This is a genomic window from Streptomyces thermospinosisporus, assembly GCF_039526425.1.
GTDB classification, from domain to species: Bacteria; Actinomycetota; Actinomycetes; order Streptomycetales; family Streptomycetaceae; genus Streptomyces; species Streptomyces thermocarboxydovorans.
Window position 1 is genome coordinate 37330 of sequence record NZ_BAAAIZ010000128.1, and the last position, 24189, is coordinate 61518.

General features: G+C 72.7%; 24 protein-coding genes and 1 pseudogene. 18 read left to right on the forward strand and 7 right to left on the reverse strand.

Going from position 1 to position 24189, the window contains the following annotated elements; genetic code table 11:
- Positions 1-34 precede the first annotated feature (34 nt).
- From ABD207_RS30600 to ABD207_RS30615, 4 genes are all read right to left on the reverse strand, one after another.
- The gene (locus tag ABD207_RS30600; RefSeq protein ID WP_344016527.1) at positions 35-217 is read right to left on the reverse strand and encodes a hypothetical protein; all 183 of its coding nucleotides are present in this window, start codon (positions 215-217) and stop codon (positions 35-37) included.
- Between the two features lie 39 nt (positions 218-256).
- Positions 257-613 (reverse strand): hypothetical protein, encoded by a 357-nt coding sequence (locus tag ABD207_RS30605; protein WP_344016528.1) that lies wholly within the window; start codon positions 611-613, stop codon positions 257-259.
- Positions 614-1236: 623 nt separating this feature from the next.
- Entirely contained in the window at positions 1237-1839 is a 603-nt protein-coding gene (locus ABD207_RS30610; RefSeq protein ID WP_344016529.1) for an HhH-GPD-type base excision DNA repair protein, read from the reverse strand.
- 24 nt (positions 1840-1863) lie between these two features.
- Positions 1864-2586: a siderophore-interacting protein gene (locus ABD207_RS30615; RefSeq protein WP_344016531.1), complete on the reverse strand. Its 723-nt coding sequence runs from the start codon at positions 2584-2586 to the stop codon at positions 1864-1866.
- 75 nt (positions 2587-2661) lie between these two features.
- On the opposite strand from ABD207_RS30615, the gene ABD207_RS30620 reads away from it, so the two are divergent.
- The 5 genes from ABD207_RS30620 to ABD207_RS30640 all read left to right on the forward strand — a co-directional run bounded on the left by ABD207_RS30620 (position 2662) and on the right by ABD207_RS30640 (position 8678).
- Complete coding sequence (locus ABD207_RS30620) at positions 2662-4764, forward strand: penicillin acylase family protein (RefSeq protein ID WP_344016533.1); 2103 nt, start codon at positions 2662-2664, stop codon at positions 4762-4764.
- A complete protein-coding gene (locus ABD207_RS30625) occupies positions 4757-5365 on the forward strand; it encodes a GNAT family N-acetyltransferase (protein WP_344016535.1) in 609 nt (202 codons plus the stop codon). Before ABD207_RS30620 ends, ABD207_RS30625 begins: the two co-directional genes overlap by 8 nt.
- A complete protein-coding gene (locus ABD207_RS30630) occupies positions 5362-5841 on the forward strand; it encodes a cupin domain-containing protein (protein ID WP_344016537.1) in 480 nt (159 codons plus the stop codon). Before ABD207_RS30625 ends, ABD207_RS30630 begins: the two co-directional genes overlap by 4 nt.
- A complete protein-coding gene (locus ABD207_RS30635) occupies positions 5838-6611 on the forward strand; it encodes an SDR family NAD(P)-dependent oxidoreductase (protein ID WP_344016539.1) in 774 nt (257 codons plus the stop codon). Before ABD207_RS30630 ends, ABD207_RS30635 begins: the two co-directional genes overlap by 4 nt.
- 192 nt (positions 6612-6803) lie before the next feature.
- Positions 6804-8678, forward strand: a complete 1875-nt coding sequence (locus ABD207_RS30640; RefSeq protein WP_344016572.1) for a copper resistance CopC/CopD family protein — start codon at positions 6804-6806, stop codon at positions 8676-8678.
- Here ABD207_RS30640 and ABD207_RS30645 read toward each other — a convergent pair.
- On the reverse strand, positions 8668-9723 hold the full coding sequence (locus tag ABD207_RS30645) for a LacI family DNA-binding transcriptional regulator (protein ID WP_344016541.1): 1056 nt from the start codon (positions 9721-9723) through the stop codon (positions 8668-8670). The two genes, ABD207_RS30640 and ABD207_RS30645, sit on opposite strands and share 11 nt — an antisense overlap.
- Positions 9724-10042: 319 nt before the next feature.
- On the opposite strand from ABD207_RS30645, the gene ABD207_RS30650 reads away from it, so the two are divergent.
- The 11 genes and pseudogenes from ABD207_RS30650 (at position 10043) to gap (ending at position 21464) form a co-directional block, all read left to right on the forward strand.
- A complete protein-coding gene (locus ABD207_RS30650; RefSeq protein WP_344016542.1) occupies positions 10043-11338 on the forward strand; it encodes an ABC transporter substrate-binding protein in 1296 nt (431 codons plus the stop codon).
- 12 nt (positions 11339-11350) lie between these two features.
- Positions 11351-12415, forward strand: coding sequence for a carbohydrate ABC transporter permease (locus ABD207_RS30655; protein WP_344016543.1), 1065 nt, complete (start codon positions 11351-11353; stop codon positions 12413-12415).
- Positions 12412-13275 carry a carbohydrate ABC transporter permease gene (locus tag ABD207_RS30660; protein WP_344016544.1) on the forward strand — a complete coding sequence of 288 codons (864 nt, stop codon included), beginning with the start codon at positions 12412-12414 and terminating at the stop codon, positions 13273-13275. Before ABD207_RS30655 ends, ABD207_RS30660 begins: the two co-directional genes overlap by 4 nt.
- Before the next feature lie 66 nt (positions 13276-13341).
- Positions 13342-14985, forward strand: a complete 1644-nt coding sequence (locus tag ABD207_RS30665) for a glycoside hydrolase family 13 protein (RefSeq protein ID WP_344016545.1) — start codon at positions 13342-13344, stop codon at positions 14983-14985.
- A 254-nt stretch (positions 14986-15239) separates the two neighbouring features.
- Positions 15240-16037 (forward strand): Fpg/Nei family DNA glycosylase, encoded by a 798-nt coding sequence (locus tag ABD207_RS30670; RefSeq protein WP_344016547.1) that lies wholly within the window; start codon positions 15240-15242, stop codon positions 16035-16037.
- Positions 16038-16059: 22 nt separating this feature from the next.
- A pseudogene (locus tag ABD207_RS30675) lies at positions 16060-16421 on the forward strand (zinc ribbon domain-containing protein YjdM).
- Positions 16422-16651: 230 nt separating this feature from the next.
- On the forward strand, positions 16652-16993 hold the full coding sequence (locus tag ABD207_RS30680; RefSeq protein WP_344005534.1) for an ArsR/SmtB family transcription factor: 342 nt from the start codon (positions 16652-16654) through the stop codon (positions 16991-16993).
- Entirely contained in the window at positions 16990-18714 is a 1725-nt protein-coding gene (locus ABD207_RS30685) for a SulP family inorganic anion transporter (RefSeq protein ID WP_344016549.1), read from the forward strand. The genes ABD207_RS30680 and ABD207_RS30685 overlap by 4 nt, the downstream gene beginning before the upstream one ends.
- 207 nt (positions 18715-18921) lie before the next feature.
- Entirely contained in the window at positions 18922-19278 is a 357-nt protein-coding gene (locus ABD207_RS30690) for an ArsR/SmtB family transcription factor (protein ID WP_344016573.1), read from the forward strand.
- A 116-nt stretch (positions 19279-19394) separates the two neighbouring features.
- A complete protein-coding gene (locus ABD207_RS30695; RefSeq protein ID WP_344016550.1) occupies positions 19395-20354 on the forward strand; it encodes a GlxA family transcriptional regulator in 960 nt (319 codons plus the stop codon).
- Between the two features lie 111 nt (positions 20355-20465).
- Positions 20466-21464 (forward strand): type I glyceraldehyde-3-phosphate dehydrogenase, encoded by a 999-nt coding sequence (gene gap / locus ABD207_RS30700; protein ID WP_344016552.1) that lies wholly within the window; start codon positions 20466-20468, stop codon positions 21462-21464.
- Positions 21465-21530: 66 nt separating this feature from the next.
- Here gap and ABD207_RS30705 read toward each other — a convergent pair whose 3' ends face one another.
- The gene (locus ABD207_RS30705) at positions 21531-21722 is read right to left on the reverse strand and encodes a hypothetical protein (protein ID WP_344016554.1); all 192 of its coding nucleotides are present in this window, start codon (positions 21720-21722) and stop codon (positions 21531-21533) included.
- Between the two features lie 232 nt (positions 21723-21954).
- Positions 21955-22134, reverse strand: coding sequence for a hypothetical protein (locus ABD207_RS30710; protein ID WP_344016555.1), 180 nt, complete (start codon positions 22132-22134; stop codon positions 21955-21957).
- Between the two features lie 394 nt (positions 22135-22528).
- On the opposite strand from ABD207_RS30710, the gene ABD207_RS30715 reads away from it, so the two are divergent.
- Positions 22529-23359, forward strand: a complete 831-nt coding sequence (locus tag ABD207_RS30715) for an alpha/beta fold hydrolase (RefSeq protein WP_344016556.1) — start codon at positions 22529-22531, stop codon at positions 23357-23359.
- A gap of 159 nt (positions 23360-23518) precedes the next feature.
- Positions 23519-24046 carry a hypothetical protein gene (locus ABD207_RS30720; protein ID WP_344016557.1) on the forward strand — a complete coding sequence of 176 codons (528 nt, stop codon included), beginning with the start codon at positions 23519-23521 and terminating at the stop codon, positions 24044-24046.
- The last annotated feature ends 143 nt before the right edge of the window (positions 24047-24189 follow it).

The window sequence follows — 24189 nt, forward strand, 5'->3', positions numbered from 1 at the left end:
GGTGAGGTCCGCCTCCGCCGCCTCCGTGTGTGCGTCAGTCGCGTCCGCGGCCGCGGTCGGGGGCGGTGCGGCGGCGTTCGGAGGCGTCCGCGGTCGTGGGGGCGGTCTTCCTCGGGCGCGTCTTCTTGCGGTCGGTCCTCGGGGGCAGGGGGGTGCCGTTGCGGGCGGCCTCGGCGCGCAGCAGGGCACGCATGACGGCGTAGGGGTCTCTCAGCATGGGGTGCCTCCTGTTCCGGTTCATCCGGTTCGTTCCTCGTTACTCGTTCAATCGGTCGCTGGACGCGAACTGGCTGGGCGGGTGACGCCCGGTTCCGTCAGCAGCGCAGGACCACGGAGCGCAGGACGTCCGGCGGGCGCGGGGGATGCGCCGGGGCCGGCCGGGGGGCGGGGGACAGGAGTCGCTGCGCCGCGAGCGGGAAGGGCGCGGGGCGCAGGGCGGTGGGGTGCTGCCGGGGGCGGCCCTGGTGGTGGGCCGCTGCGCCGTGTCCTGCGGGTCGAGTTCGGCGGTGGTGCTCTCGTCGCCCGTGCAGCCCTCGTCGGCCACGGCCGGGGCGGAGTCCGCCAGGGCCGGGTACGGGTGGGTGCCCGGCAGGAAGAGGGCGAGCAGGAGCACCAGTGACCGCAGCAGGAGCGCGGGGGCGCGTCCGCCCCGCCGGGGCTGGTCCGCGTCCGCCCTCCGGGGGTGGGCCGCTCATCCGGCCGGCGCCGGGACCCGGGCCCGGCCGGGCGGCCGGTGCCCGCTGCGGACGCGGGTGGGGGCTAGGCGCCCGTGCGGGCTGTGGAGGCCGTGGAGGCCGTGGAGGCCGTGCCGGCCGTGGGGGCCGTGCCGGCCGTGGGGGCCGTGCCGGCCGTGGGGGCCGTGCCGGCCGTGTGGGTCGGTCGGCGCGTTCTGGTGCGGGTCGTGCGCGTCCGGCGGGGCGGGTGAGCCGGGGCTGCGCGGTCCACGCGGTGACGGCTCGTGCGGTCCGGGGCCGTGGCCGTCACGGGGGCCGCGCTCCGGATCCCAGGGGGAGCCGCTGGGGGGGGCTCGGTCATGCTTCCATCTGGGATCCGCGCGCTTCGGAAGGCCACCTGGGGGACTCCATTGCGGTGGATTCCGGTTGGGCGCGGACGGGGCGGGCGCGATCCGGTGTGGGTGGTGCGGCTGGTCCGGCGGGTGCGGGGTGGTGGGGGGGCTGGTCGCGAAGTTCCCCGCGCCTCTGGTGGGCGTCCCCCTCGTTTGCAGGGTGCCCGGGTCTACGCGCCTGACTTCTTCGCCGCCTTGGCGGCCTTGGCCGCGGCCTTCATCTCCTGCTTGTGGGCGCGCACCTTGGTCAGGGACTCGGGGCCGGTGATGTCGGCGACGGAGCGGTAGGAGCCGGGCTCGCCGTAGGCGCCTGCGGCCTCGCGCCAGCCCTCGGGCCGCACGCCGAGCTGTTTGCCGAGCAGGGCCAGGAAGATCTGGGCCTTCTGCTTGCCGAAGCCGGGCAGGTCCTGCAGCCGGCGGAGCAGTTCCGCGCCGCTGCCGACGTCCCGCCACACCGCCTCGGCGTCGCCGTCGTAGTGCTCGACGAGGTACCGGCACAGCTGCTGGATGCGGCCGGCCATCGAGCCGGGGTAGCGGTGGACCGCCGGCTTCTCGGCGAGCAGCGCCGCGAACGCCTCCGGGTCGTACGCGGCGATCTCGTGTGCGTCCAGGTCGTCGGCGCCCATCCGCCGGGCGATGGTCGCCGGGCCCTTGAACGCCCACTCCATCGGGATCTGCTGGTCCAGCAGCATGCCGATCAGCGCGGCCAGCGGACTGCGGCCCAGCAGCGCGTCGGCCTCGGGGTCCTGGGCGAGGTGCAGAGTGACATCCATGCCCCGATGATCGCGCGCCGCGGCTCAGCTCGCGCGCCAGTACCCCAGCGCGTGCATCCGCTGCTTGGGCAGGTGCAGCTCCTTGCGGACGAAGCTGCTGAGCGCCCGGGTGGTCCTGGCGTCGCAGGCGATCCAGACGTACGGGTCGGGGGTGGCACGCAGCGGTGCGGGGAGGTCGGTGCGGACCTGCCGCACCAGGTGGTCGCCGTCGTCCTTGCGCGGCACCTCGCGCACCTCGTGCAGTGCGGGGTCGGCGGCGCACGGCAGGCCGTCCAGCGAGCCCTCGAACCAGATGGTCGCCGGTGCGGAGCCCAGCGCGCCGAGGAGCGAGTTGATCGCGGGGAGGGAGGCCGGGTCGCCGATCGCGAAGACGTGGGAGGGGGCGGGGTCGGGGTGCTGGAAGCCGGTGCCCTGGACGGTCGCCTCGATGGTGTCGCCGGCCTTCGCGCCGCGGGCCCAGTCGCTGGCGCAGCCCTCGTGCAGGGCGAACTCGACGGCGAAGGTCCCGGCGGCGGGGTCCGGGTCGACCAGGGTGTAGCCGCGCTGGTGGGGCTTGCCCGCGTTGTCGAACCACAGCCGCACCCACATCGTCGGGTGCACCCCGATCGCGCCGAGCAGCCCCCCGTCGGTGAAGTGGACTCTCCGGTAGTCGTCGGTGACGTCCTCGGCCCCCGTCACGGTGAGCACGAAGTCCTTCGCCCGCATCAGCTTGAGGACCGCGCCCTCCCATCCCCGCCCCTGCCCCATCGGCTCTTCACCCTTCGCGTACGATTCCCGCACTGATACTTAGGGCAGGCTAACCTAACACGAAATGAGGGCACAGTGGCCGGCGAGATCTTCCGGGACGCGTGGGGCATTCCGCATCTGCGGGCGGACAGCGCGCTCGAACTGGCCCGCGTCCAGGGCCGGGTCACCGCCCTCGACCGGGCCTGGCAGCTGGAGGTCGAGCGGCACCGGCTACAGGGCACCTCGGCGGCCTTCCTCGGCGCCGAGGCCCTCCCCTGGGACCGGCTCGCCCGCCGGGCCCGGCTCGCCGACACGGCGCAGCGCTGCTTCGAGGCCCTTGAGCGCCGGGACCCGGAGACGGCGGAGTGGGTCCGGGCGTATGTGGACGGCGTCAACGAGGGGCTGAGTACGGCGTCCGCCCCCGAGTTCGGGCGGGCCGGGCTGGTGCCGGGGCGGTGGAGACCCTGGACCCCGCTCGGAGTCTGGCTCGCCACGCACATCCTCTTCGCCGGCTTCCCCGCGAAGCTCTGGCGCGAGCAGGTCGCCGCCCACTTCGGCGCGGACGCCATAGGCCTGTTCGCCACCGACGGACCCGGCACCTCCGGCAGCAACGGCTGGCTGGTCGCCGGGGAGCGCACCACCACCGGCCACGCGGTCATCGCCGGGGACCCGCACCGCTTCATCGAGGACCCCGGCGTCTACCAGCAGATCCACCTGTCCTGCCCGGAGTTCGACGTCGTCGGCCTCGCCGTACCGGGCGTCCCGGGCATCGCCCATTTCGGCCACACCGGCTCCGTCGCCTGGGCCATCACCAACGCGATGGCCGACTACCAGGACCTCTACCGCGAACAACTGCGCCGCACCGGGGCCGGGATCGAGGCCCTGGACCCCGACGGCACCTGGCGGCGCGCCTCCCGGCACACGGAGACCGTCGAGGTGGCCGGGGAGGACCCGGTGGAGATCGAGGTCGTCGAGACGGCCCGCGGTCCGGTCGTCATCGGCGGCCCGGAGGGCCTGGAGGACGGCCCCGCCGAACCCGCCGACCCGTCCGCGCCCCCGCTCGCCGTCGCCCTGCGCTACCCGCCCCGCGTCACCGGGGACCTCGGCTTCTCCGCGCTGCTCCCCCTGCTGCGGGCCCGCACCGTCGGCGACGTCGACCGGGCCCTGGACCTGTGGACGGAGCCCGTCAACGTCGTTTTGGCGGCCGACACGGACGGCGGCACCCTGCACCGGGTCGCGGGACGGGTGCCGGTGCGGGCCGAGGCCAACCGGCAGCGCCTGGTGCCCGCTTGGGAGCCCGGCCACGCATGGCAGGGGTGGCACGAGTCACCACGCGCCGGGCTGACCGACGGGGTAGCCGTGATGGCGAACCAGCGCGGACCGGCGGAGCCCCTCGGCGTCGAGTTCGCCCCGCCGCACCGCGCCGAGCGGATCGCCGCGCTGCTCGCAGGACGGGAGCGCTGGTCCGCCGCCGACATGCCCGCCCTCCACACCGACACCCATCTCGCCTCCGCCGCCGCGCTGCTCGACCGGATCGCCGCCCTCGACCCCGCAGGACTGAGCGACGCGGCCGCCGAGTCGCGCGACCGGCTGCTCGGCTGGGACCGCCGCATGGACGCCGGCAGCCCCGAGGCCGCCCGCTACGCCGCCGTGCGCGGTGCGGTGGTACGGCGGCTCGCGGAGCAGCCGGTGTTCGCCGCGCTGGCCACGCCGCCCGCGTATCCCGAGGTGTTCCAGCCCTGGCTGGCGCTGCTGCCGCGCATCGCCTTCGCCCTCGAACACCTGCTGAACGCGGACGAGTTGTTCGGCATCGACCGCACCGGCATCGTGCGCGAGGCGCTCGAGGAGGCGGCCGCCCGGCCGCCCGCCGGCACCTGGGGCGACATCCACCGGCTGGCCCCGTGGCGGGCCCTGCCGCCCGAGGCGCCGGAGCGGGAGCCGGGGCTGTCCGGCGATCACGACTGCGTGCTGTGCACCTCGGCCGTGCCCGGCGTCACCGACCTCGCCGCCCGCGGCCCGGCCGCCCGCTACGTCTGGGACCTGGCCCGGCGCGAGAACAGCGGCTGGGTCGTGCCGTTCGGCGCCTGTGGGGTGCCAGGCTCGCCCCACCACCGCGACCAGCAGCCGCTGTGGCTCGTGGGAGACCTCGTCCCGGTCGTCACCGACTGGGCGCAGCTGACGAAGGAGACCGATGTCTGACCCGTACGCCTTCCGCCCGGCCGTCCACGAGCAGCGGATCGACGGCTTCGGCCGGGTGCGCATCCTGCCGCTGGACGTGGCCGCCGACGCGCCCCTGCTGCACCGCTGGGTCAGCGAGGAACGCGCCGTCTTCTGGGGCATGAACGGCCTCACCGAGCGTCAAGTGGCGGAGATCTACGCCCACATGGACACCCTGCAGACCCACCACGCCTTCCTCGTCGTCAAGGACGGCACCCCGGCCGCGCTGCTGCAGACCTACGAGCCGGAGGCCGACCGGGTCGGTGAGTGCTACCCCGTCCGACCCGGCGACATCGGCCTGCACTTGCTCATCGCGCCCCCCGAGAACGGCGCCGCCCGGCCCGGTTGGACCGGCGTTCTGACCACCGCGATGACGACCTACGTCTTCCGGGTGCTGGGCCGCCGCCGGGTGGTGGTCGACCCGGACGTGGCCAACGAGAAGGCGATCGCCCGCTTCCTGAGGCAGGGCTTCACGGCGGGCCCGGTGGTGGTGCTTCCCGAGGTGGACCTTCCGGATGTGTACTTGCCGGAGAAGAAAGCACAACTCGCCTTTCTCACCCACGAGGTAGCCTTCAGCAGGTGACGCCCGACGAACTGGTCGCCCACTTCCGTATGGAGCCGATCCCCCGCGAAGGGGGACGGTTCCGTCAGATGTGGGCCGGTCCGCAGCGCCCCGACGGCCGCCCCGAGGGCACCGCCATCGTCGCCCTGCTCACCGACCGGCCCGGTGACTTCTCCGCGCTGCACCGCCTGCCCGCCGACGAGATCTGGCACTACTACCTGGGCGATCCGCTGCAGATGCTGCTGCTCTCCCCGGACGGCACCTCCCGCACACCCGTGCTCGGTCCCGACGTCCTCGGCGGCCAGCACGTCCAGCTCACCGTGCCCGCCGGGACCTGGATGGGGGCGCGGGTGGCGCCGGGGCGGTCGTGGACGCTGTTCGGCTGCACGATGGCACCTGGGTTCACCTACGAGGGGTACGAGCAGGGGGACGCGGCGGAGCTGATCAACCGCTATCCGCACCGCGCGGCGCAGATCATGGAACTCTGCCGCACATGACGGGACATGGACTGCTGACGGGACAGGTCGCCCTGGTCACGGGCGCGGGCGGCGGCCTCGGCCGGGGCATCGCGCTCCGCCTCGCCGAGGAGGGCGCCGCGGTCGCGCTGCACTGCCGCACGGCGCTGACATCCGCGGAGGAGACCGCCGCCCGGATCAAGGAGGCGGGCGGGGAGGCGGTCGTGCTGGCCGGGGCCGACCTCACCGACGAGGACGCCTGCCGGGGCCTGGTGGCCCGGGCGGCCGAGTGGGGCGGCGGCAAGCTGACCGCGCTGGTCAACAACGCGGGAGTGCAGCCCCTCCAGGAGCTGGCCGGCATGACGGCGGCCGAGTGGCGGGCGGTGCTGGACACCAACGTCACCAGCGCCTTCGCCTGCACCCAGGCCGCGGCCGAGCTGATGCGGGAACACGGCGGCGGCTCCGTCACCCACATCGCCTCCGTCGAGGCCCGCCTGCCCGCCCCGGCCCATGCGCATTACTGCGCCTCCAAGGCGGCGGTGGTGATGCACGCCCGCTCGGCGGCCCTCGAGTACGGGCCCTGGGGCGTGCGCGTCAACACGGTCTCGCCCGGACTGATCGACCGGGAGGGGCTGGAGGAGGACTGGCCGGAGGGCGTGACCCGCTGGCGCCGCGCCACCGCCACCGGCCGCCTGGGCCGCCCCGAGGACATCGGCGACGCCTGCGCCTGGCTGGCCTCCCCCCTCGCCTCCTGGGTGACCGGCCACGACCTGCTCGTCGACGGAGGAGCCTCGGCCCGCCCGACCTGGTGAGGGAGTCCGGGGTCATTGCGGCCCGGGCTGGGTGAGCACAATGTGCCTGCCGTCCGTACTAACCCGGAGGCGAGGCCAGGAGGCGAGTGGTTCGTGCGAGGGCTGCCAGACGAGGTGACCGGGACCGGCGGGGGAGGGCGCGGGCCGGCCGGGGTCGCCGGCGGTCCGGGGCACCGGCGGCTGCCGCGGCTGATGCTGCTGGGCTCCCTGCTGGTGCTGCTGCTCCTGGGCAGCGCCGCCCCGGCGGGCGCCCATGCCGCGCTGCGCTCCTCCGACCCGCAGGACGGCAGCGTCGTCAGGACCGCTCCCCGGCACATCACCCTCTCCTTCACGGAGTCCGTCGGGCTGCTGGAGGACTCGTTCCGGATCTACGGCCCCGACAACCGCCGGGTTCACCTCGGCGAGCCGGAGCACGCCCGGGACGCCTCCGACACCGCCCGCGTCGCCCTGCCCGGCGACCTGGCCGAGGGCACCTACACGGTCGCCTGGCGGGTGATCTCCGCCGACAGCCACCCGGTGTCCGGCGCCTTCACCTTCTCCGTCGGCAAGCCCTCGCCCACCGCGCCCGCCGCCCCCGCCGACCCGGACGAGCACCCGGTCACCGCGAGCCTCTACGACACCGCCCGCTATCTCGCGTACATCGGCGCCGTTCTGCTGATCGGCGCGGCGGTGTTCGCGGTGCGGTGCCGTCCCGCCGACACCCGCCCGCTGCGGCTGCCGCTGCTCACCGGCTGGTGGACGCTGCTGGCCGGCACCGTGGTGCTGCTGGTGCTGCGCGCCCCCTACGAGAACGGCACCTCACCGGCCACCGCGTTCGACTCCTCCGCCGTGGGCAAGGCCCTCACCGGGCGCCCGGGCCTCGCCCTGCTGGTCCGGCTGGCGCTGGTCCTGGTGACGGGGGCGGCCCTGGTGCTGCTCGCCCGGCGCCGCACGCCCGGGCTCAGGCACTGTGTCCAGCTTGCGGCCGGTGCCGTCCTCGCCGTCGGTCTGGCCCTCACCTGGGCGGCGGCCGAGCACGCCTCCGCCGGGGTCCAGGTGCCGGTGGCGATGACCTCCTCGGTGGTGCATCTGCTGGCGACGGCCTGCTGGCTGGGCGGCCTGACCGCGCTGCTCCTCACCCTCCACCGGGCCCGGCGGCCGGTCTCGCCCGCCACGGTCGCCCGGTTCTCCCAACTGGCCTTCGCCTGCGTGGTCGTGCTCGCGGTGACCGGCGTCTACCAGTCCTGGCGCGGCCTCGGCTCCTGGCCGGCGCTCACCGGGACGACCTACGGGCGGACCCTGCTGGTGAAGCTGGCCCTGGTGGCCGCGCTGCTGCTGGTCGCGGGCCTGTCCCGCCGCTGGACGGCCCGCCTGGTCGCGCGGACCGAGGAGCCGCCCGTGTCGCAGCCGGTGCCGGAGCTGGTCGGGGTGTCCGCCGCCGGCACGAACGCGGCCGGGCAGGCACCGCCGCCCGCCGTCGGAAGCGAGCTGCCGGTCACGTCGGCCGGTGACGGGGACGCCGGCCGCTCGTCGACGCCGCCCGAGGAGACGGACGAGCCGCAGTCCCCGGCGCCGGACGAGGCCGATCCGCACCGCCGTGCCCTGCGCCGCTCCGTGCTCGCCGAGGTGCTGGTCGCCGCCGTCGTACTGCTGGTGACGACCGTCCTGACCAGCACCCTCCCGGCCCGCGCCGAGGCGGAGGCGGCGTCCGGCGGGACCGCGGCGGCCCCCGTCGCCGGGCTGCCCGGCGCGGCCACGTTCCAGGTCCCCTTCGACACGGGCGCCCCGGGCGGCACCGGATGGGTGCAGGTCTCGCTCGACCCCGCCCGGGTCGGCGAGAACGGGGTCCAGGCGGTCGTCTTCGGCGCCGACGACGGCCTGGTCGCCGTGCCGGAGGTGCGGATGACCTTCACGCTGGAGTCCCAGGGCGTCGGGCCGATCGACGCCAATCTCACCGACCGGGGCGGCTACTGGGCCACCAGTGACCTGACCCTGCCGCTGGCCGGTGAGTGGACGCTGCGGCTGACGGTCAGGACGTCGGACGTGGACCAGGTGACCGAGTCGAGGCGGGTGCGCATCAGCCGCTGACCCGGGGCTCGCCCTCCTCGGCGGGCGGCGGCGCGGTGGTGGAGCGCGGGATGACGTACGTGGGCAGCACGATGTGCCGGCAACGGTCCGCGGCGTCCGGCTCGTTGATCAGCGACAGGGCCAGTTCCCCGGCCTCGCGCCCGATGTCCTTCGGTGACTGGGCCACCGTCGACAGATCGAACCAGTCCGCCAGCGGCTGATCGTCGAAGCCCAGCACGGACATCCGCTCCGGCACCGGGATCCGCGTCCGGCGCAGCGTCCACAGCGCGGCCACGGCGACCTCGTCCTGCTCGGCGAAGACCGCGGTCGGCGGCTCCCGCAGGCTCAGCAGGTTGCCCAGCGCCTCGGCGGTGCTCCGCTTGTCGCGGGTGTGGATGCCGGCCATCAGGTCCTCGTCGACCGGGATGCCCGCCTCGGTCAGCGCCTGCTGGTAGCCGAGCAGCCGCTCGTTGGAGCTGAAGGAGAAGCCGCTGGCGCCGACGGTGTGCAGGAACGCGATCCGGCGGTGGCCGAGGTTCAGCAGATGCCGGGTGCCGGCCGCGGCCGCGGCCACGTCGTCCACGTAGACGCTGGGCCGCCCGTCGACGTGCTGGCTGACGTAGATGACCGGCATGCCGAGGTCGTCGAGGCGCGCCGTCTCCTTGTCGTTGAGGTCGAAGGAGAACACCAGCAGCGCGTCGGCGTTGCGCCGGGCGGGGAGGCGGTCGAAGAACGAGATCCGCTCGGCCATGTCGGGGATGAGGTAGACGCTCAGCTCCATGCCGGCCGACCGCAGCAGCGGGCCGAGGCTGGACAGGGCCGCGCCCATGAACCACGCGTCCAGCGTGGGCACCAGCACCGCCACGTTCCCGGTCTTGCCGGTCACCAGGCTGGCCGCCTGCCGTGACACGGCGAAGTTCAGCTCGCGTGCGGCCCGTTCGACCCGCGCGCGGACCTCGGGGGAGACGGTGGACAGCCCGCGCAGGGTGCGCGAGACCGTGGAGGTGGAGACCCCGGCCCGTTCGGCCACATCGGCCATCGTGGGGTGGCGCTGAGCAGGTGGCATGAGCTGGACGTTAGCACAGGAAACGCTTGCCGGGACCCCTCGCGTGACAGCGCTGTCACGGAGGAAGGAAACGGAACATACAGGTCAGTAAGCCGTGTCCTGCGCGGTTGCTTTCCTTTCATTACCCCGACGTAACGCATTGACTTCAGCCGGGGTCGACCCTAGCGTGCAAGCGTTGTCACGGGAGAGGGCCCCGTCCTTCGCCCGCTCTACCCCTACCTGTGCCCTGAACTGCGGAAACGTCAATTCGTCTGCATATGACAACGCAGTCACAAACTCCCCCCGTATGCGCCCGTACGACGTGCGACCAGGAGATCCAGTGAAGACCAGAAGCACCCGAGCGATTCCGTGTGCGGCCGTGCTCACCGTGGGCGGGCTGCTCCTCACCGCCTGCGGCTCCTCCGGTGACGGCGGCTCAGGGCAGGCCGGCCCCGCCTCGTTCGAGGGGCGCGGGCCCATCAGCTACGTGGCCGCCAAGGACACCACCGGCACCATCCAGCCGATGATCGACCGGTGGAACAAGCAGCACCCGGACGAGAAGGTCACCTTCATCCAGCTGCCCACGGACGCGGACGCCCAGCGGCAGCAGATGATCCAGAACGCGGAGACGAAGTCCGACGCCTACACGGTGCTCTCCCTCGACGTCGTGTGGACCTCGGAGTTCGCCGCCCACCAGTGGATCGACCGGCTGCCCGAGAAGCAGTTCCCGCTCGGCAAGATGCTCAAGCCGGTGGTGGAGACCGCCAAGTACCGCGACGGCCTCTACGCGGTCCCGCACAGCTCCGACGGCGGCCTGCTCTACTACCGCAGCGACCTGCTGAAGAAGGCCGGTGTCAAGGTTCCCCCGAAGACCTGGGCGGAGATGAAGGACGCCTGCGCAAAGGTCCAGAAGCTGCCCGAGGGCAAGGGGGTCTCCTGCTACGCCGGTCAGTTCCAGAAGTACGAGGGCCTGACCGTGAACTTCTCCGAGGCCGTGCACTCGGCGGGCGGCGTGGTCACCGGTCCCGACGGCAAGCCGAACGTAGACACCCCGGAGGCGAAGAAGGGCCTGGACTTCCTGGTCGGCTCGCTGAAGGACGGCACCATCCCCAAGAAGGCCGTCACCTACCTCGAGGAGGACGGCCGCCAGGCCTTCCAGAACGGCAAGCTGGTCTTCCTGCGCAACTGGCCCTACGTCTACTCCCACGCCCAGAAGAGCGACATCAAGGGCAAGTTCGCGGTCGCCCCGCTGCCCGGCCTGAACGGCCCCGGCTCCTCCAGCCTCGGCGGCCACAACCTGGCCATCTCCTCGTTCGCCAAGAACAAGGCGACGGCGCTGGACTTCATCAAGTTCATGAGCAGCGAGCAGAGCACGGAGACCTTCCTGAAGGAGGCCTCGCTCGCCCCGCCCTACGCCTCCCTGTACGACGACCGGGAGCTGATCGACCAGTACCCGTACCTGCCGGTGCTCAAGGAGTCCATCCTGCGCGCCGTGCCCCGTCCGCGGGTGGTGCCCTACGGCGATGTGACCGCGTCGATCCAGCGGGAGGCGTATGCCGCGCTGACCGGCTCCAAGAGCAGCGCCGAGGCGCTGAAGGCGCTGCAGGCCGACCTGCAGAAGTCCGTCGCGCGGTGAGGAGGCGGGCCGATGTCGCACACCCGTGTTCCCCCGCCGCCGCCCCCGGACGCGGACGTCGTGACCGGCGCCCGGACCCTGCCGGGCCGTACGGAACGTCCCGCCCCGGGCGGACGCAAGCGCAAGGGCGCCCGCGCCACGAGCGGCACCGCGCGCATGGCCGCCCTGCTGGTGTCCCCGACGCTGCTGGTGCTGGCCGTCGTGGTGCTCTACCCGACGGTGATGGCGCTGCACGAGTCGCTGTTCGGGCCGAAGGGCCTGGACCCGGAGACCGGGTTCATCAGCGAGACCGAGCCGTTCGTGGGCCTGCGGAACTACGCCGACATCTTCGGCGAGGCCGCTGAGCGGTTCTGGAACGCCTTCTGGAACACCACGTTCTTCACCGTCGTCACGGTCACCCTGGAGACGGTGATCGGGGTCGCCATGGCCCTGATCATGCACAAGGCGTTCCGCGGCCGCGGCTTCGTGCGGGCGGGCATCCTGATTCCCTGGGCCGTGCCCACGGCCATCTCCGGTCTGCTGTGGCGGTGGATCTTCAACAGCGACGGCGTGGCCAACGCCCTTCTCGGCCGGCAGATCCTGTGGACCTCCGAGGGCTTCCAGGCCAAGATCGCGGTGATCGTCGCCGAGGTGTGGAAGACGGCACCGTTCATCGGCCTGCTCGTCCTCGCCGGCCTCCAGGTGATCCCCAAGGAGGTGTACGAGGCCGCCCGCATCGACGGCGCCAGCCGGGCCCGCCGCTTCTGGCACGTCACCCTGCCGCTGGTGAAGCCCGCGCTGCTGGTGGCGGTGCTCTTCCGCTGTATGGACGCGCTCAGGATGTTCGACCTGCCGTACATCCTGATCGGCGCGCAGAAGAACTCGGTGGAGACGCTGTCGATGCTCGCCCAGAACGAGGCGTCCAACGTCCGCTTCGGACCGGCCTCCGCCTACGCGGTGATCCTCTTCATCTATGTCTTCCTGATCGCGCTGGCATTCGTCCGGCTGCTGGGCACCGACCTGGTCGGTGACACCGGCGCGCCGGAGCGGAGCCGCAGGTTCGGCCGGCGCCGCAAGTCCGCGGAGGTGACGGCATGACTGCCCCCACGCTCACGATCAAGCGGCGGCCGGCGCGGCGGCGCTGGCAGGGCGGCCTGCTGTACGCGGGAGTGGCGGGGGTGGTGATCTACTGCCTCGCCCCCTTCTACTGGATGCTGGTCTCCAGCCTGCGCCGCAGCTCGGACATCTTCGAGACCTCGCTGCTGCCCTCGCCGGTGTCCTTCGAGAACTACACGAGGGTGTTCGACCCGGCCCAGGGGTTCGGGCGGGCGCTGCTCAACAGCCTGGTCGTCGCCGGGGTCACCACCGTGGCGGCGCTGCTGCTGGCGACGTTCACCGCGTATGCCATGGCGCGGCTGGAGTTCCGCTTCAAGCGGCTGATCCTCACCCTGATCATCGCCACCTCGATGTTCCCGGTGGTGTCGATCGTGGTGCCGCTGCTGAAGCTGTTCACCGACATCGGCTGGATCAACACCTACCAGTCGATGATCGTGCCGAGCATGTCCTTCGCGCTGCCGCTGGCGGTGTGGAACCTGACCACGTTCTTCCGGCAGATGCCGGACGAGCTGGAGCACGCCGCCATGGTGGACGGCTGCACCCGGGGCCAGGCCTTCCGCAAGATCATCATTCCGCTGGCCGCGCCGGGCATCTTCACCACCGCGATCATCACCTTCATCGCGGCCTGGAACGAGTTCCTCATCGCCCTGTCGATGACCAACCGCCCCGGGATGCAGACCGCGCCGGTCGCCATCTCCAAGTTCACCGGGGCCACGACGTGGGAGACCCCCTTCGGCAGCCAGATGGCCGCCGGCGTCGTGGTCACCATCCCCCTGGTGATCATGGTGCTGCTGTTCCAGCGCCGGATCGTCGCCGGCCTCACCGCCGGCGCGGCCAAGTAGCAGCCCAGTAGCCCCGTATCGAAGTCCGTTCGACCGTTCCCTCTTGCTCAGGAGTACTCGACGCCCATGTCCGGCACCGCAGCACCCTGGTGGCGCAGCGCCGTCATCTACCAGGTCTACATCCGCAGCTTCGCCGACGGTAATGGCGACGGCGTCGGTGACATCGCCGGCATCCGCTCCCGTCTGCCGTATCTGAAGTCGCTGGGTGTGGACGCCATCTGGATCAACCCCTGGTACAAGTCGCCCATGGCGGACCACGGTTACGACGTGGCCGACTTCCGGGAGATCGACCCGCTGTTCGGCTCCACGGCCGAGGCGGAGCGGCTGATCGAGGAGGCGCATGAGCAGGGGATCCGCGTCATCCCGGACATCGTGCCCAACCACACCTCCGACCAGCACGCCTGGTTCCGCGCCGCGCTGGAGGCGGGACCGGGCAGTCCGGAGCGTGAGCGCTACATCTTCCGCAAGGGCCGCGGGCCGGGCGGCGCCGAGCCGCCCAACGACTGGGTCTCCTGCTTCGGCGGCCCCGCCTGGACCCGCGTCCCCGACGGCGAGTGGTACCTGCACCTCTTCGCCCCCGAACAGCCCGACCTCAACTGGCAGCACCCGGACGTGCTCGCGGAGTTCGAGTCGATCCTGCGCTTCTGGCTGAGCCGTGGCGTGGACGGCTTCCGCATCGACGTGGCGCACGGCCTGGTCAAACACCCCGACCTGCCCGACCTGCCGCCCCGCCGCGACCCCGGTGCGGAGCCGTCCCGCCCGCACCAGGACCACCCGCACTGGGACCGCGACGAGGTCCACGACATCTACCGGGTCTGGCGCAAGATCGCCGACGAGTACCCCGGCGACCGCTGCTTCGTCGCCGAGGCATGGGCCGACACCCCCGAGCGGCTCGCCGCCTACGTCCGCCCGGACGGCCTGCACACGGCGTTCAACTTCAACTTCCTGATGTCGGGCTGGGACGCCAAGGACCTGCGCCACGTCATCGACGACTCCCTCGCCATGCTCGGCGCCGTCGGGGCACCCGCGACCTGGGTGCTGTCCAATCACGACGTCATGCGCCACCCCAGCCGTTTCGGCCGCGAACGCGTCCGGCGCTGGCTGGCCAACGAGCGCCACGTCCCCGAGGGCCCCCTCGACCTGGAGCTGGGCACCCGCCGGGCCCGCGCCGCGGCCCTGCTGATGCTCGCCCTGCCCGGCGGCGCCTACATCTACCAGGGCGAGGAGCTCGGCCTGCCCGAGGTCGAGGACCTCCCCGAGTCGGTGCTGCAGGACCCGGTCTGGGAGCGCTCCGGTCACACCGACCGCGGCCGCGACGGCTGCCGTGTGCCCATCCCGTGGTCCGGCGACAGCGCCCCCTACGGCTTCAGCCCCGACGACGCCACCGCGTCCCCCTGGCTGCCGCAGCCGGCCGGCTGGGCGCGCTACAGCGTGGCCGCGCAGACCGGCGACCCGGACTCCATGCTGGAGCTCTACCGCACGGCCCTCAGGCTGCGCCGCGAGCACCCCGCCCTCGGGGACGGCAGCCTCACCTGGCAGGACGCCCCGGAGGGCGTGCTCGCCTTCACCCGCTCCCCGGGCTTCGTCTGCGTCATCAACCTCTCCCCGGAGCCCTGCGAGCTGCCGCCGCACTCCTCCGTCCTGCTCGCCAGCGGGCCCCTGAAGGACGGCCTGCTGCCGTCGGACCAGGCGGTGTGGCTGCAGCAGTAGGCACTTGGCCCTGCAGCATTCCGGCCGGCCCCCGCCGCCCGGGGGCAGTCCGGGACGAGCCCCGCCCTTCGGGGGCGGTCGGGAAGCGCCCTTCCTTTCGCTCCAGGGAACCCGGGAGGCGCACTTCCCCCCAGGCACCCGGGACAGCCCCGCTCTCCGGGGCACCCGGGAACTGCCTGGTCCCCCTCCGGGGCCGGAACCGCGACGTGCCCGCGGTTCCGGCCCCGGGGACACGGGCGGAGAGGAGGTTCCCCATGCCCGAGCTGCCGGATGTCGAGGGGTTCCGCGGGGTGCTGGAGTCCTGTGCGCTGGGCCGGACGGTCCGCCGGGTCGACGTACGCGATCCGGGCGTCCTGCACGGAGTGGGTGCGCGGCGGCTGAGCGAAGCGCTCGAAGGGCGGCGGTTCACCGAGGCCCGGCGGCACGGCAAGTGGCTGCTGGCCCGCACCGGCGGCCCCGTGCTGGCGCTGCACTTCGGCATGACCGGCAGCCTGCTCTGCGCCCGCCCCGACGACCCGGTCCACGCCCACGACCGGGTGCTGTTCACCCTGACCGGCGGGCACCGGCTCCACTACCGCGACCAGCGCAAGCTGAAGGGCCTGTGGCTGCTGGAGGACGACGCCGCGGCCGACCGGCTGCTGGAGGGCCAGGGGCCCGACGCCCTGGCGGTGGACCGCGAGCAGTTCGAGGCCGCGCTGGCGGAGCGCCGCGCCAAGGTCAAGGCAGCCCTCACCGACCAGTCCGCCCTGGCCGGGCTGGGCAATCTGCTGGCGGACGAGGTGCTCTGGCGGGCCCGGGTCACCCCCGCCCGACGCGCGAGCGACCTCACCGAGGCCGAACGGCGGCGGCTGTACACCGTCATGCGCCGCACCCTGCGCTCCGCGGTCGCCGCCGGCCGCGTACCGCCCCGCGACACCTGGCTCACCGGGCACCGCGACGACCCCGACCCGCACTGCCCCCGCTGCGGCGGCCCGCTGCGCCGCTCCCGGCTGGCGGGCCGGGGCACGGTGTGGTGCCCCCGGTGCCAGCCCGAGGACGGGCCGGGCCATTGAGCCCGCCGGTCACCCTCTCGGGGTGACAGAGAACCTTCCCCCTTGCCCCAAGTGCTCCTGCGCCTACACGTACGAGATGAACACCCTGGTGGTGTGCCCGGAGTGCGCCCATGAGTGGTCGCCCGCCGACACCGCCGCCGAGGAGGCCGGCAACTCCGGCGAGCGCGTGGTCCGCGACTCCCCGTCGGCAATGTGCTGCAGGACGGCGACAGCGTGGTCGTCGTGAAGGCGCTCAAGGTCAAGGGCCACCCCACCGGGATCAAGGCCGGCACCAAGGTGCGCGGCATCCGTCTGGTCGACGGCGTCGACGGCCACGACATCGACTGCAGGATCGACGGCTTCGGCGCGATGCAGCTGAAGTCCAGCGTGGTCAAGAAGGCCTGACCCGGCTTCCCCGCTTGCGGCTTCCCCGCTGGCGGCCTCCCCGTTTCCGGCTTCCCGGGGCATCGCGCTCCCGGCTCCACCGGGCATCGGTGGATTGACGAATTGCAAAAATTCGCAATTGATTAGATGCTTTGCTGGTCATCCCCGCAGATGCCGCCCGCCGTCGTCCCGTCCGGCGCCGGGCAGGCGCCCGCGGGAGTCCGTCCACAAGCTGGGGAATCCGAGGAGTCGTGTCCGTTCCGCTGTACCAGGCCAAGGCCGAGTTCTTCCGGATGCTCGGGCACCCGGTGCGGATCCGGGTGCTGGAGCTGCTGCAGGAGGGGCCGCGGCCGGTGCGCGAGCTGCTCACCGAGATCGAGGTGGAGCCCTCCAGCCTCTCCCAGCAGCTGGCGGTGCTGCGGCGGTCCGGGATCGTCACGGCCACCCGCGAGGGATCGACCGTCGTCTACGAGCTGGCCGGCGGTGACGTGGCCGACCTGATGCGGGCCGCGCGCCGGATCCTCACCGAGATGCTGGCCGGCCGCAACGAGCTGCTGGCCGAGCTGCGGGACGGCGAGGTCGCCGCGCGATGAGCTCCTGGATCCGCCGGGCCGGGGCCCGGATCGTCTCGCTGCTGCCTGCCCGCGCCGACCTGAAGGAGATGGGCCGCGATCCCCGCCGGGACCTGCTGGCCGGGCTGACCGTCGCGATCGTGGCGCTGCCGCTCGCGCTGGGCTTCGGGGTGTCCTCCGGGCTCGGCGCGGAGGCCGGCCTGGCCACCGCCGTGGTCGCGGGCGCCCTGGCCGCCCTGTTCGGCGGCTCCAACCTCCAGGTGTCGGGTCCCACCGGCGCCATGACCGTGGTGCTCGTCCCGATCGTCGCCCAGCACGGCCCGGGCGGAGTGCTCACCGTCGGTCTGCTGGCCGGGCTGATGCTGGTCGTCCTCGCCGCGCTGCGGGCCGGCAAGTACATGCAGTACGTGCCCGCACCGGTCGTGGAGGGCTTCACCCTCGGCATCGCCTGTGTGATCGCCCTGCAGCAGGTGCCCAACGCCCTCGGCGTGCCCAAGCCGGAAGGCGAGCGGGTGCTCGTCGTCACCTGGCGGGCGGTCGAGGAGTTCTTCCACTCCCCGAACTGGACGGCCGTCGCCCTCGCGGTCTCGGTGGCCGCGGTCATGCTGATCGGCGCCCGGCTGCGCCCGGCCGTGCCCTTCTCCATCGTGGCGGTCGTCGCCGCGACGGTCGTCGTCCAGGCCGTCGGCCTGGACGACGCACAGCCCATCGGCGATCTCCCCGCCGGACTCCCCGCGCCCTCGCTGTCCTTCCTCGACCCCGGCGAGCTGGGCACGCTGCTCGCCCCCGCGGTGGCGGTCGCCGCCCTGGCCGCGCTGGAGTCCCTGCTGTCGGCCTCCGTCGCCGACGGCATGACGGTCGGCCAGAAGCACGACCCGGACCGCGAACTGTTCGGCCAGGGCCTGGCCAACATCGCCTCGCCCCTCTTCGGCGGCGTCCCCGCGACCGGCGCCATCGCCCGCACCGCGGTCAACGTCCGCACCGGCGCGAGCTCCCGCCTCGCCTCCCTCACCCACGCCGCGGTCCTCGCCGTGATCGTCTTCGCGGCGGCACCCCTGGTGTCCCGGATCCCGCTCGCCGCGCTGGCCGGCGTCCTGCTGGCCACCGCGATCCGCATGGTCGAGGTCGGCTCCCTGCGGGCCATGGCGAAGGCCACCCGCTCCGACGCGCTGATCCTCGTCCTGACCGCGGTCGCCACCCTCGCCTTCGACCTCGTCTACGCCGTGATCACCGGCCTGCTCGTCGCCGGGGCCCTGGCCCTGCGCGCCGTGGCCAAGCAGGCCCGCCTCGACCAGGTCCCCCTCGACCGCGGCGACCACAGCGCCGAGGAGCACGCGCTGCTCGCCGAGCACATCGTCGCCTACCGCATCGACGGCCCGCTGTTCTTCGCCGCCGCCCACCGCTTCCTGCTGGAGCTGTCCGAGGTGGCCGACGTCCGCGTGGTCATCCTGCGCATGTCCCGGGTGACCACCATGGACGCCACCGGCGCCCTGGTCCTGAAGGACGCGGTGGAGAAGCTCAACCGGCGCGGCATCCTCGTCCTCGCCTCCGGCATACGCCCCGGCCAGCGCCAGGTCCTCGACTCGGTCGGCGCGCTGGAGCTGCTGCGGCCCACGGGCCGGGAGTTCGCGACGACCCCCGAGGCCATCCGCGCCGCCCGGGACCACCTGGAGACCACCGGCGTCCTCACCGTCCCGCCCGCCCGCACCCCGAGCACCGCCGAGGACGGCGCCCTGCGCTGAGCCCGCGGTCGACGCGGAGTGGACCCCGGGCCCTTGCGCGGCGGAGACCCTGGCCCCTACGCGACGTACTTCACACCGCCTCGCTCGCCTGCGGCCCGTGCCGCAGGCGAGGATGGGCCGCATGTGGGTGACGAGTGTGTGGACGCGATGCGCCGGGGCGCGGCCGACGGGACCGTGCGGCCGGACCGCTGGGGAGGCGACGGCACGATGAGCACGCCGCTCTACCAGCTGAAGGCCGAGTTCTTCAAAACCCTCGGCCACCCGGCCCGCATCCGGGTCCTGGAGCTGCTCAGCGAACGCGAGCACGCGGTCGCCGAGATGCTCCCCGAAGTGGGCATCGAACCGGCCCACCTCTCCCAGCAGCTGGCCGTGCTGCGCCGGGCCAACCTGGTGGTGACCCGCAAGGAGGGCTCCACCGTCCACTACTCCCTCACCAGCCCCCATGTCGCCGAGCTGCTGCGCGTCGCCCGGACCATCCTCTCCGGCGTCCTGGCCGGCCAGGCGGAACTCCTGGCGGACCTGCAGGCGACCCAGGGCGAACCGGAGCGGCGCGCCTCCCGCTGACGCCCTCGTTGATCCGGCGCCGGTGAAGGAGGGGCCTACCGGGGGGCGCTTGGCCCCCGTTTCTCACCCCCGCTCGCGGCGCCTCCCCCTCCCCACGGCCCTCGTACTCTGGCCCCGTGCCCGTCTCCTCCCGTCTGCGTCGCGTCGCCGTTCTCGTGCTCGAGGGTGCCAAGCCGCTCGACGTCGGCATCCCCGCGCAGGTGTTCACGACCCGCGCGAGCATGCCCTACGAGGTGCGGGTGTGCGGGGCGGCCCCCGGCCTTGTGACCGGCGCCGACGGCCTGTCGTACTCCGTCGCCGACGGTCTGGACGCACTCGCCTGGGCCGACATCGTCTTCATCCCCGGCCACCGCAACCCCGACCGCGACGACCCGCCGCCGGCCGTCGTCGAGGCGCTGCTCGCCGCCCACGAGCGGGGCACCCGGCTCGCCGCCATCTCCACCGGCGCCTTCACCCTCGCCGCCACCGGCCTGCTGGACGGCCGCCGCGCCACCACCCACTGGCACTACGCACGCGCCCTCGCCGCCAAGCACCCGTCGATCAAGGTCGACGAGAACGTGCTGTTCGTCGACGAGGGCAGCGTGCTGACCTCGGCCGGCGCCGCCTCCGGCATCGACCTGTGCCTGCACATCCTGCGCGGCGACCTCGGCGTGGCCGCCTCGAACCATGCCGCCCGGCGCCTGGTCGCGGCCCCCTACCGCAGCGGCGGCCAGGCGCAGTACGTGCCGCGCAGCGTCCCCGAGCCGCTCGGCGAGCGGTTCGCCGCGACCCGCGAGTGGGCGCTGCGCCGGCTCGGCGAGCCCCTCACCCTGGAGATGCTCGCCCGGCACGCGGCGGTCTCCCCGCGCACCTTCTCGCGCCGCTTCGTCGAGGACACCGGCTACACCCCGATGCAGTGGGTGATGCGCGCCCGCATCGACGCCGCCCGTGAGCTGCTGGAACGCTCACAGCACAGCGTGGAGCAGATCGCCGCCGAGGTCGGCCTGGGCACCGGGGCCAACCTCCGCCTGCACTTCCGGCGCATCCTCGGCACCACCCCCACCCAGTACCGGCGCACCTTCGCCCAGGGCACGTAGGGCGGGCCCGCTGCGCTGGCACGATCCTTGCGAACCATGGCGATCGCGCCGCTGTCAGAGCCCCCGGCCGCACGTGACGCTGGTGGTGAACCGAAGGGACAGGACACCACCATGACTCGTATCGCGATCAACGGCTTCGGCCGCATCGGACGCAATGTGCTGCGCGCCCTGCTGGAGCGCGACAGCGCCCTCGAGATCGTCGCCGTCAACGATCTGACCGAGCCCGCCGCACTCGCCCGACTGCTCGCCTACGACAGCACCGCCGGCCGGCTCGGCCGCCCGGTCACCACCGACGGGGACACCCTCGTGGTCGACGGCCGCCGGATCAAGGTGCTGGCCGAGCGGGAGCCCGCGCAGCTTCCGTGGTCCGAGCTCGGCGTCGACATCGTGCTGGAGGCCACCGGCCGTTTCACCTCGGCCAAGGCCGCCCGCGCCCACCTCGACGCGGGCGCGCGCAAGGTCCTGGTCAGCGCGCCCTCGGACGGCGCCGACGTCACCCTCGCCTACGGCGTCAACACCGAGGCCTACGACCCGGACGTGCACACCATCGTCTCGAACGCCTCCTGCACCACCAACGCCCTCGCGCCGCTGGCCAAGGTCCTCGACGAACTCGCCTCCATCGAGCACGGGTTCATGACCACCGTGCACGCCTACACGCAGGAGCAGAACCTGCAGGACGGCCCGCACCGCGACGCCCGCCGCGCCCGCGCCGCCGGCGTCAACATCGTGCCGACCACGACCGGCGCCGCGAAGGCCATCGGCCTCGTACTGCCGAACCTCGACGGCAAACTCTCCGGCGACTCGATCCGCGTGCCGGTGCCGGTCGGCTCGATCGTCGAGCTCAACACGACCGTCGCCCGCGACGTCACCGGCGACGACGTCCTCGCCGCCTACCGCACGGCCGCCGAGGGCCCGCTCGCCGGCATCCTCGAGTACTCGGAGGACCCGCTGGTCTCCTCCGACATCACGGGCAACCCCGCCTCCTCGATCTTCGACTCGGCCCTCACCCGCGTCGACGGCCGCCACATCAAGGTCGTCGCCTGGTACGACAACGAGTGGGGCTTCTCCAACCGCGTCATCGACACCCTGGAACTCCTCGCGACCCGCTGACGCGCATTCCGTGATCACCGGCGGGGAGGCTGAGACCGCTGCGGGTCTTCTGGGTTTTCTGAGCGTTCAGAGCAGCTGGGGCGCCAGCCCCGCCGTCCCGCCCCCGATCACCGGAACGAGCAGCACCATCCAGCCCCGCTCTCCGTGCCCCGGCCGCTCCTCCAGCCGGACCAGCAACGCCAGCGCCATCCCCGCCATGGCCGGCAGCAGGACGCCCAGGAGGGCGAGCGTCAGCAGATCGGACACGGGCTGCCGCACGACGGCCCACCCGCTACCCTGCCCCATCTGGCGGAAGAGCTGCGGCTACGTCCCATTGGTCAAGATCACGAAATCAGAAACCGACGGCAGCGGCTGTGACGGAAGCCGCAACTCCGGTTGAGATTCTGAGCGGACGGGAGCCTCGACCCGTCGTGGGCCGGGGCTCCCGGCTGTCCCTGCCGAGTGGAGAGCATGGGACGACACCCTCAGGGCAGGAGATCCCCTCGGCCGTTCAACGTGCCAAGGCAACCAGCGCAGCCATCAGTGACGCCGTCACCGTCACGCTCGTCATCGCCACTTTGAGGGGCTCGTTGAGGGAGGGCCGGATGTGCACCGCAGTGCCGAGCGTCGATGCCACGACGAGCAACTGGATGACGACAACCATGGCGAGCACGAGTACGTACAAGTTCATCTGGCTTCCTCTGGTCAGGCGTGCCCTTCGCACGCACAGGCGGAGCGACGTGGCTCCGCGCTCCGGAAGCTGCGGGGTTTCCCGCAGCGGAGCCGAGGATGAACGACGCGGGGGTAAGAGCCGCAACCCTCGTCTGACCTGCGCATTCTTCGGCTCGGCGCGAGCAAAAAAGCAGCATTCTGCACCAGGAGACGGCTAGAGCCGCAACCCGCCCTCCGGTGAGCTCTGACACAGCAGGGGCTGTCGCGCGGGGTGTCGCCGCGCTCGCAATGTGTCCAGAACATCCCGAGATGAGCGCTTCGTCGCTCGAGCGTAGGGTGATGGGCGTGCATCCGGCAGTGAAAGGAAGGACTGCCGGATGCTGTGCAGTCCCTCTCCAGGTGGAGGAGCAGTCATGGGCACGGTCACGACGTCTGACGGTACGGCCGTCTTCTACAAGGACTGGGGGCCGCGTGACGGGCAGCCCGTGGTCTTCCATCACGGCTGGCCGCTCAGTGCCGACGACTGGGACGCCCAGATGCTGTTCTTCCTCCAGCAGGGCCACCGGGTGATCGCCCACGACCGGCGCGGCCACGGACGCTCCGAGCAGACCGCCGGCGGTCACGAGATGGACACCTATGCCGCCGACGTCGCGGCGCTGACCGACGCCCTGGACCTGCGTGACGCCGTGCACATCGGGCACTCCACCGGCGGCGGAGAGGTGGCCCGGTATGTGGCGCGGGCCAAGCCGGGGCGCGTCGCGAGGGCCGTCCTGGTGGGCGCGGTGCCGCCCGTCATGGTCAAGTCGCAGAGCAACCCCAAAGGCACGCCGATCGAGGTCTTCGACGGATTCCGCGCCTCCCTCGCGGCCAACCGCTCCCAGCTCTACAAGGAGGTGGCCTCCGGTCCGTTCTACGGCTTCAACCGGCCCGGCGCGGAGGTCTCCCAGGGACTGGTCGACAACTGGTGGCGGCAGGGGATGATGGGCGCCGCCAACGCCCACTACGAGTGCATCAAGGCCTTCTCGGAGACCGACTTCACCGAGGACCTGAAGCAGATCGAGGTGCCGGTGCTGGTGATGCACGGCACGGACGACCAGATCGTGCCCTACGAGGACGCGGCGCCGCTGTCCGTGAAGCTCCTGAAGAACGGCACGCTGAAGACCTACGAGGGCTACCCGCACGGCATGCTGTCGACCCACCCCGACGTCCTCAACCGGGACATCCTGGAGTGGCTCAGGTCATAGAGAACTCAGGTCATAGAGAACTCAGGTCATAGAGAACAACGTGCCTGAGACGCTGTTGTCTTTCCGGGCTTGAGGACTATGTTTCGACTGGTCAGGCATGGGCTGGTGATCCTGTGGGAGTGGTGACCTGTCGTGTCGCCGTTCCCGTGGAGGTCGTGGATGCCGTCGGTCGTGGGGCTGCTTGAACAGCGCGAGCTCGTTGCTCGGCGTCGGGTGGACGAGCTGCGGGAGGAGGTCGACCGGATCCAGGCCGAGCTGGCCCTGGCCGAGCGGGACTGGAAGGAATGGGCCATCGCCCGCTCGCGGGTCGGCGAGGTGCTGGACCCGGTCGAGGAGACCGAGCAGGGCCACGACCAGGTCGGGCGGACAGTGCCGAGGGCCGGCGGACGGACCGGGCAGGCGTTGTCAGCGGCCGGAGCCGCGAAGCCCAGGTCGCAGGTGCCGGTGTGGCGTGAGGGGCTGGACCGGTCGGTGCTGTCGGTTGACTATCAGCGCGTCCTTGAGGCCCTCGGGGACCGACACCGGCTCCATCAAGGGCCGCTGACCTGCCAGGAGTTGGCCCACATGTTCGGCCTGGACGCGGTGCCGGCCAAGGTGGAGGCGCTGCGGTCGAAGGCGAAACGCCTGGTCGCACGGGGGTGGCTGGCCGAGCGGCAGCCGGGCCGGTTCACCAGTGCACGGCGGTGATGACCAACCCAAGCGCCAGGACCCCAGCTCCCAACAGGGCCAGCTGGTCATCCTGCTTCTTGGAACGCCGGGCCGGCCGGCGCCGTGGCGGGACGCCGCGCCGGACGTCGGCCACTCATCGGGCCGACCCCGGCTCAACCGGC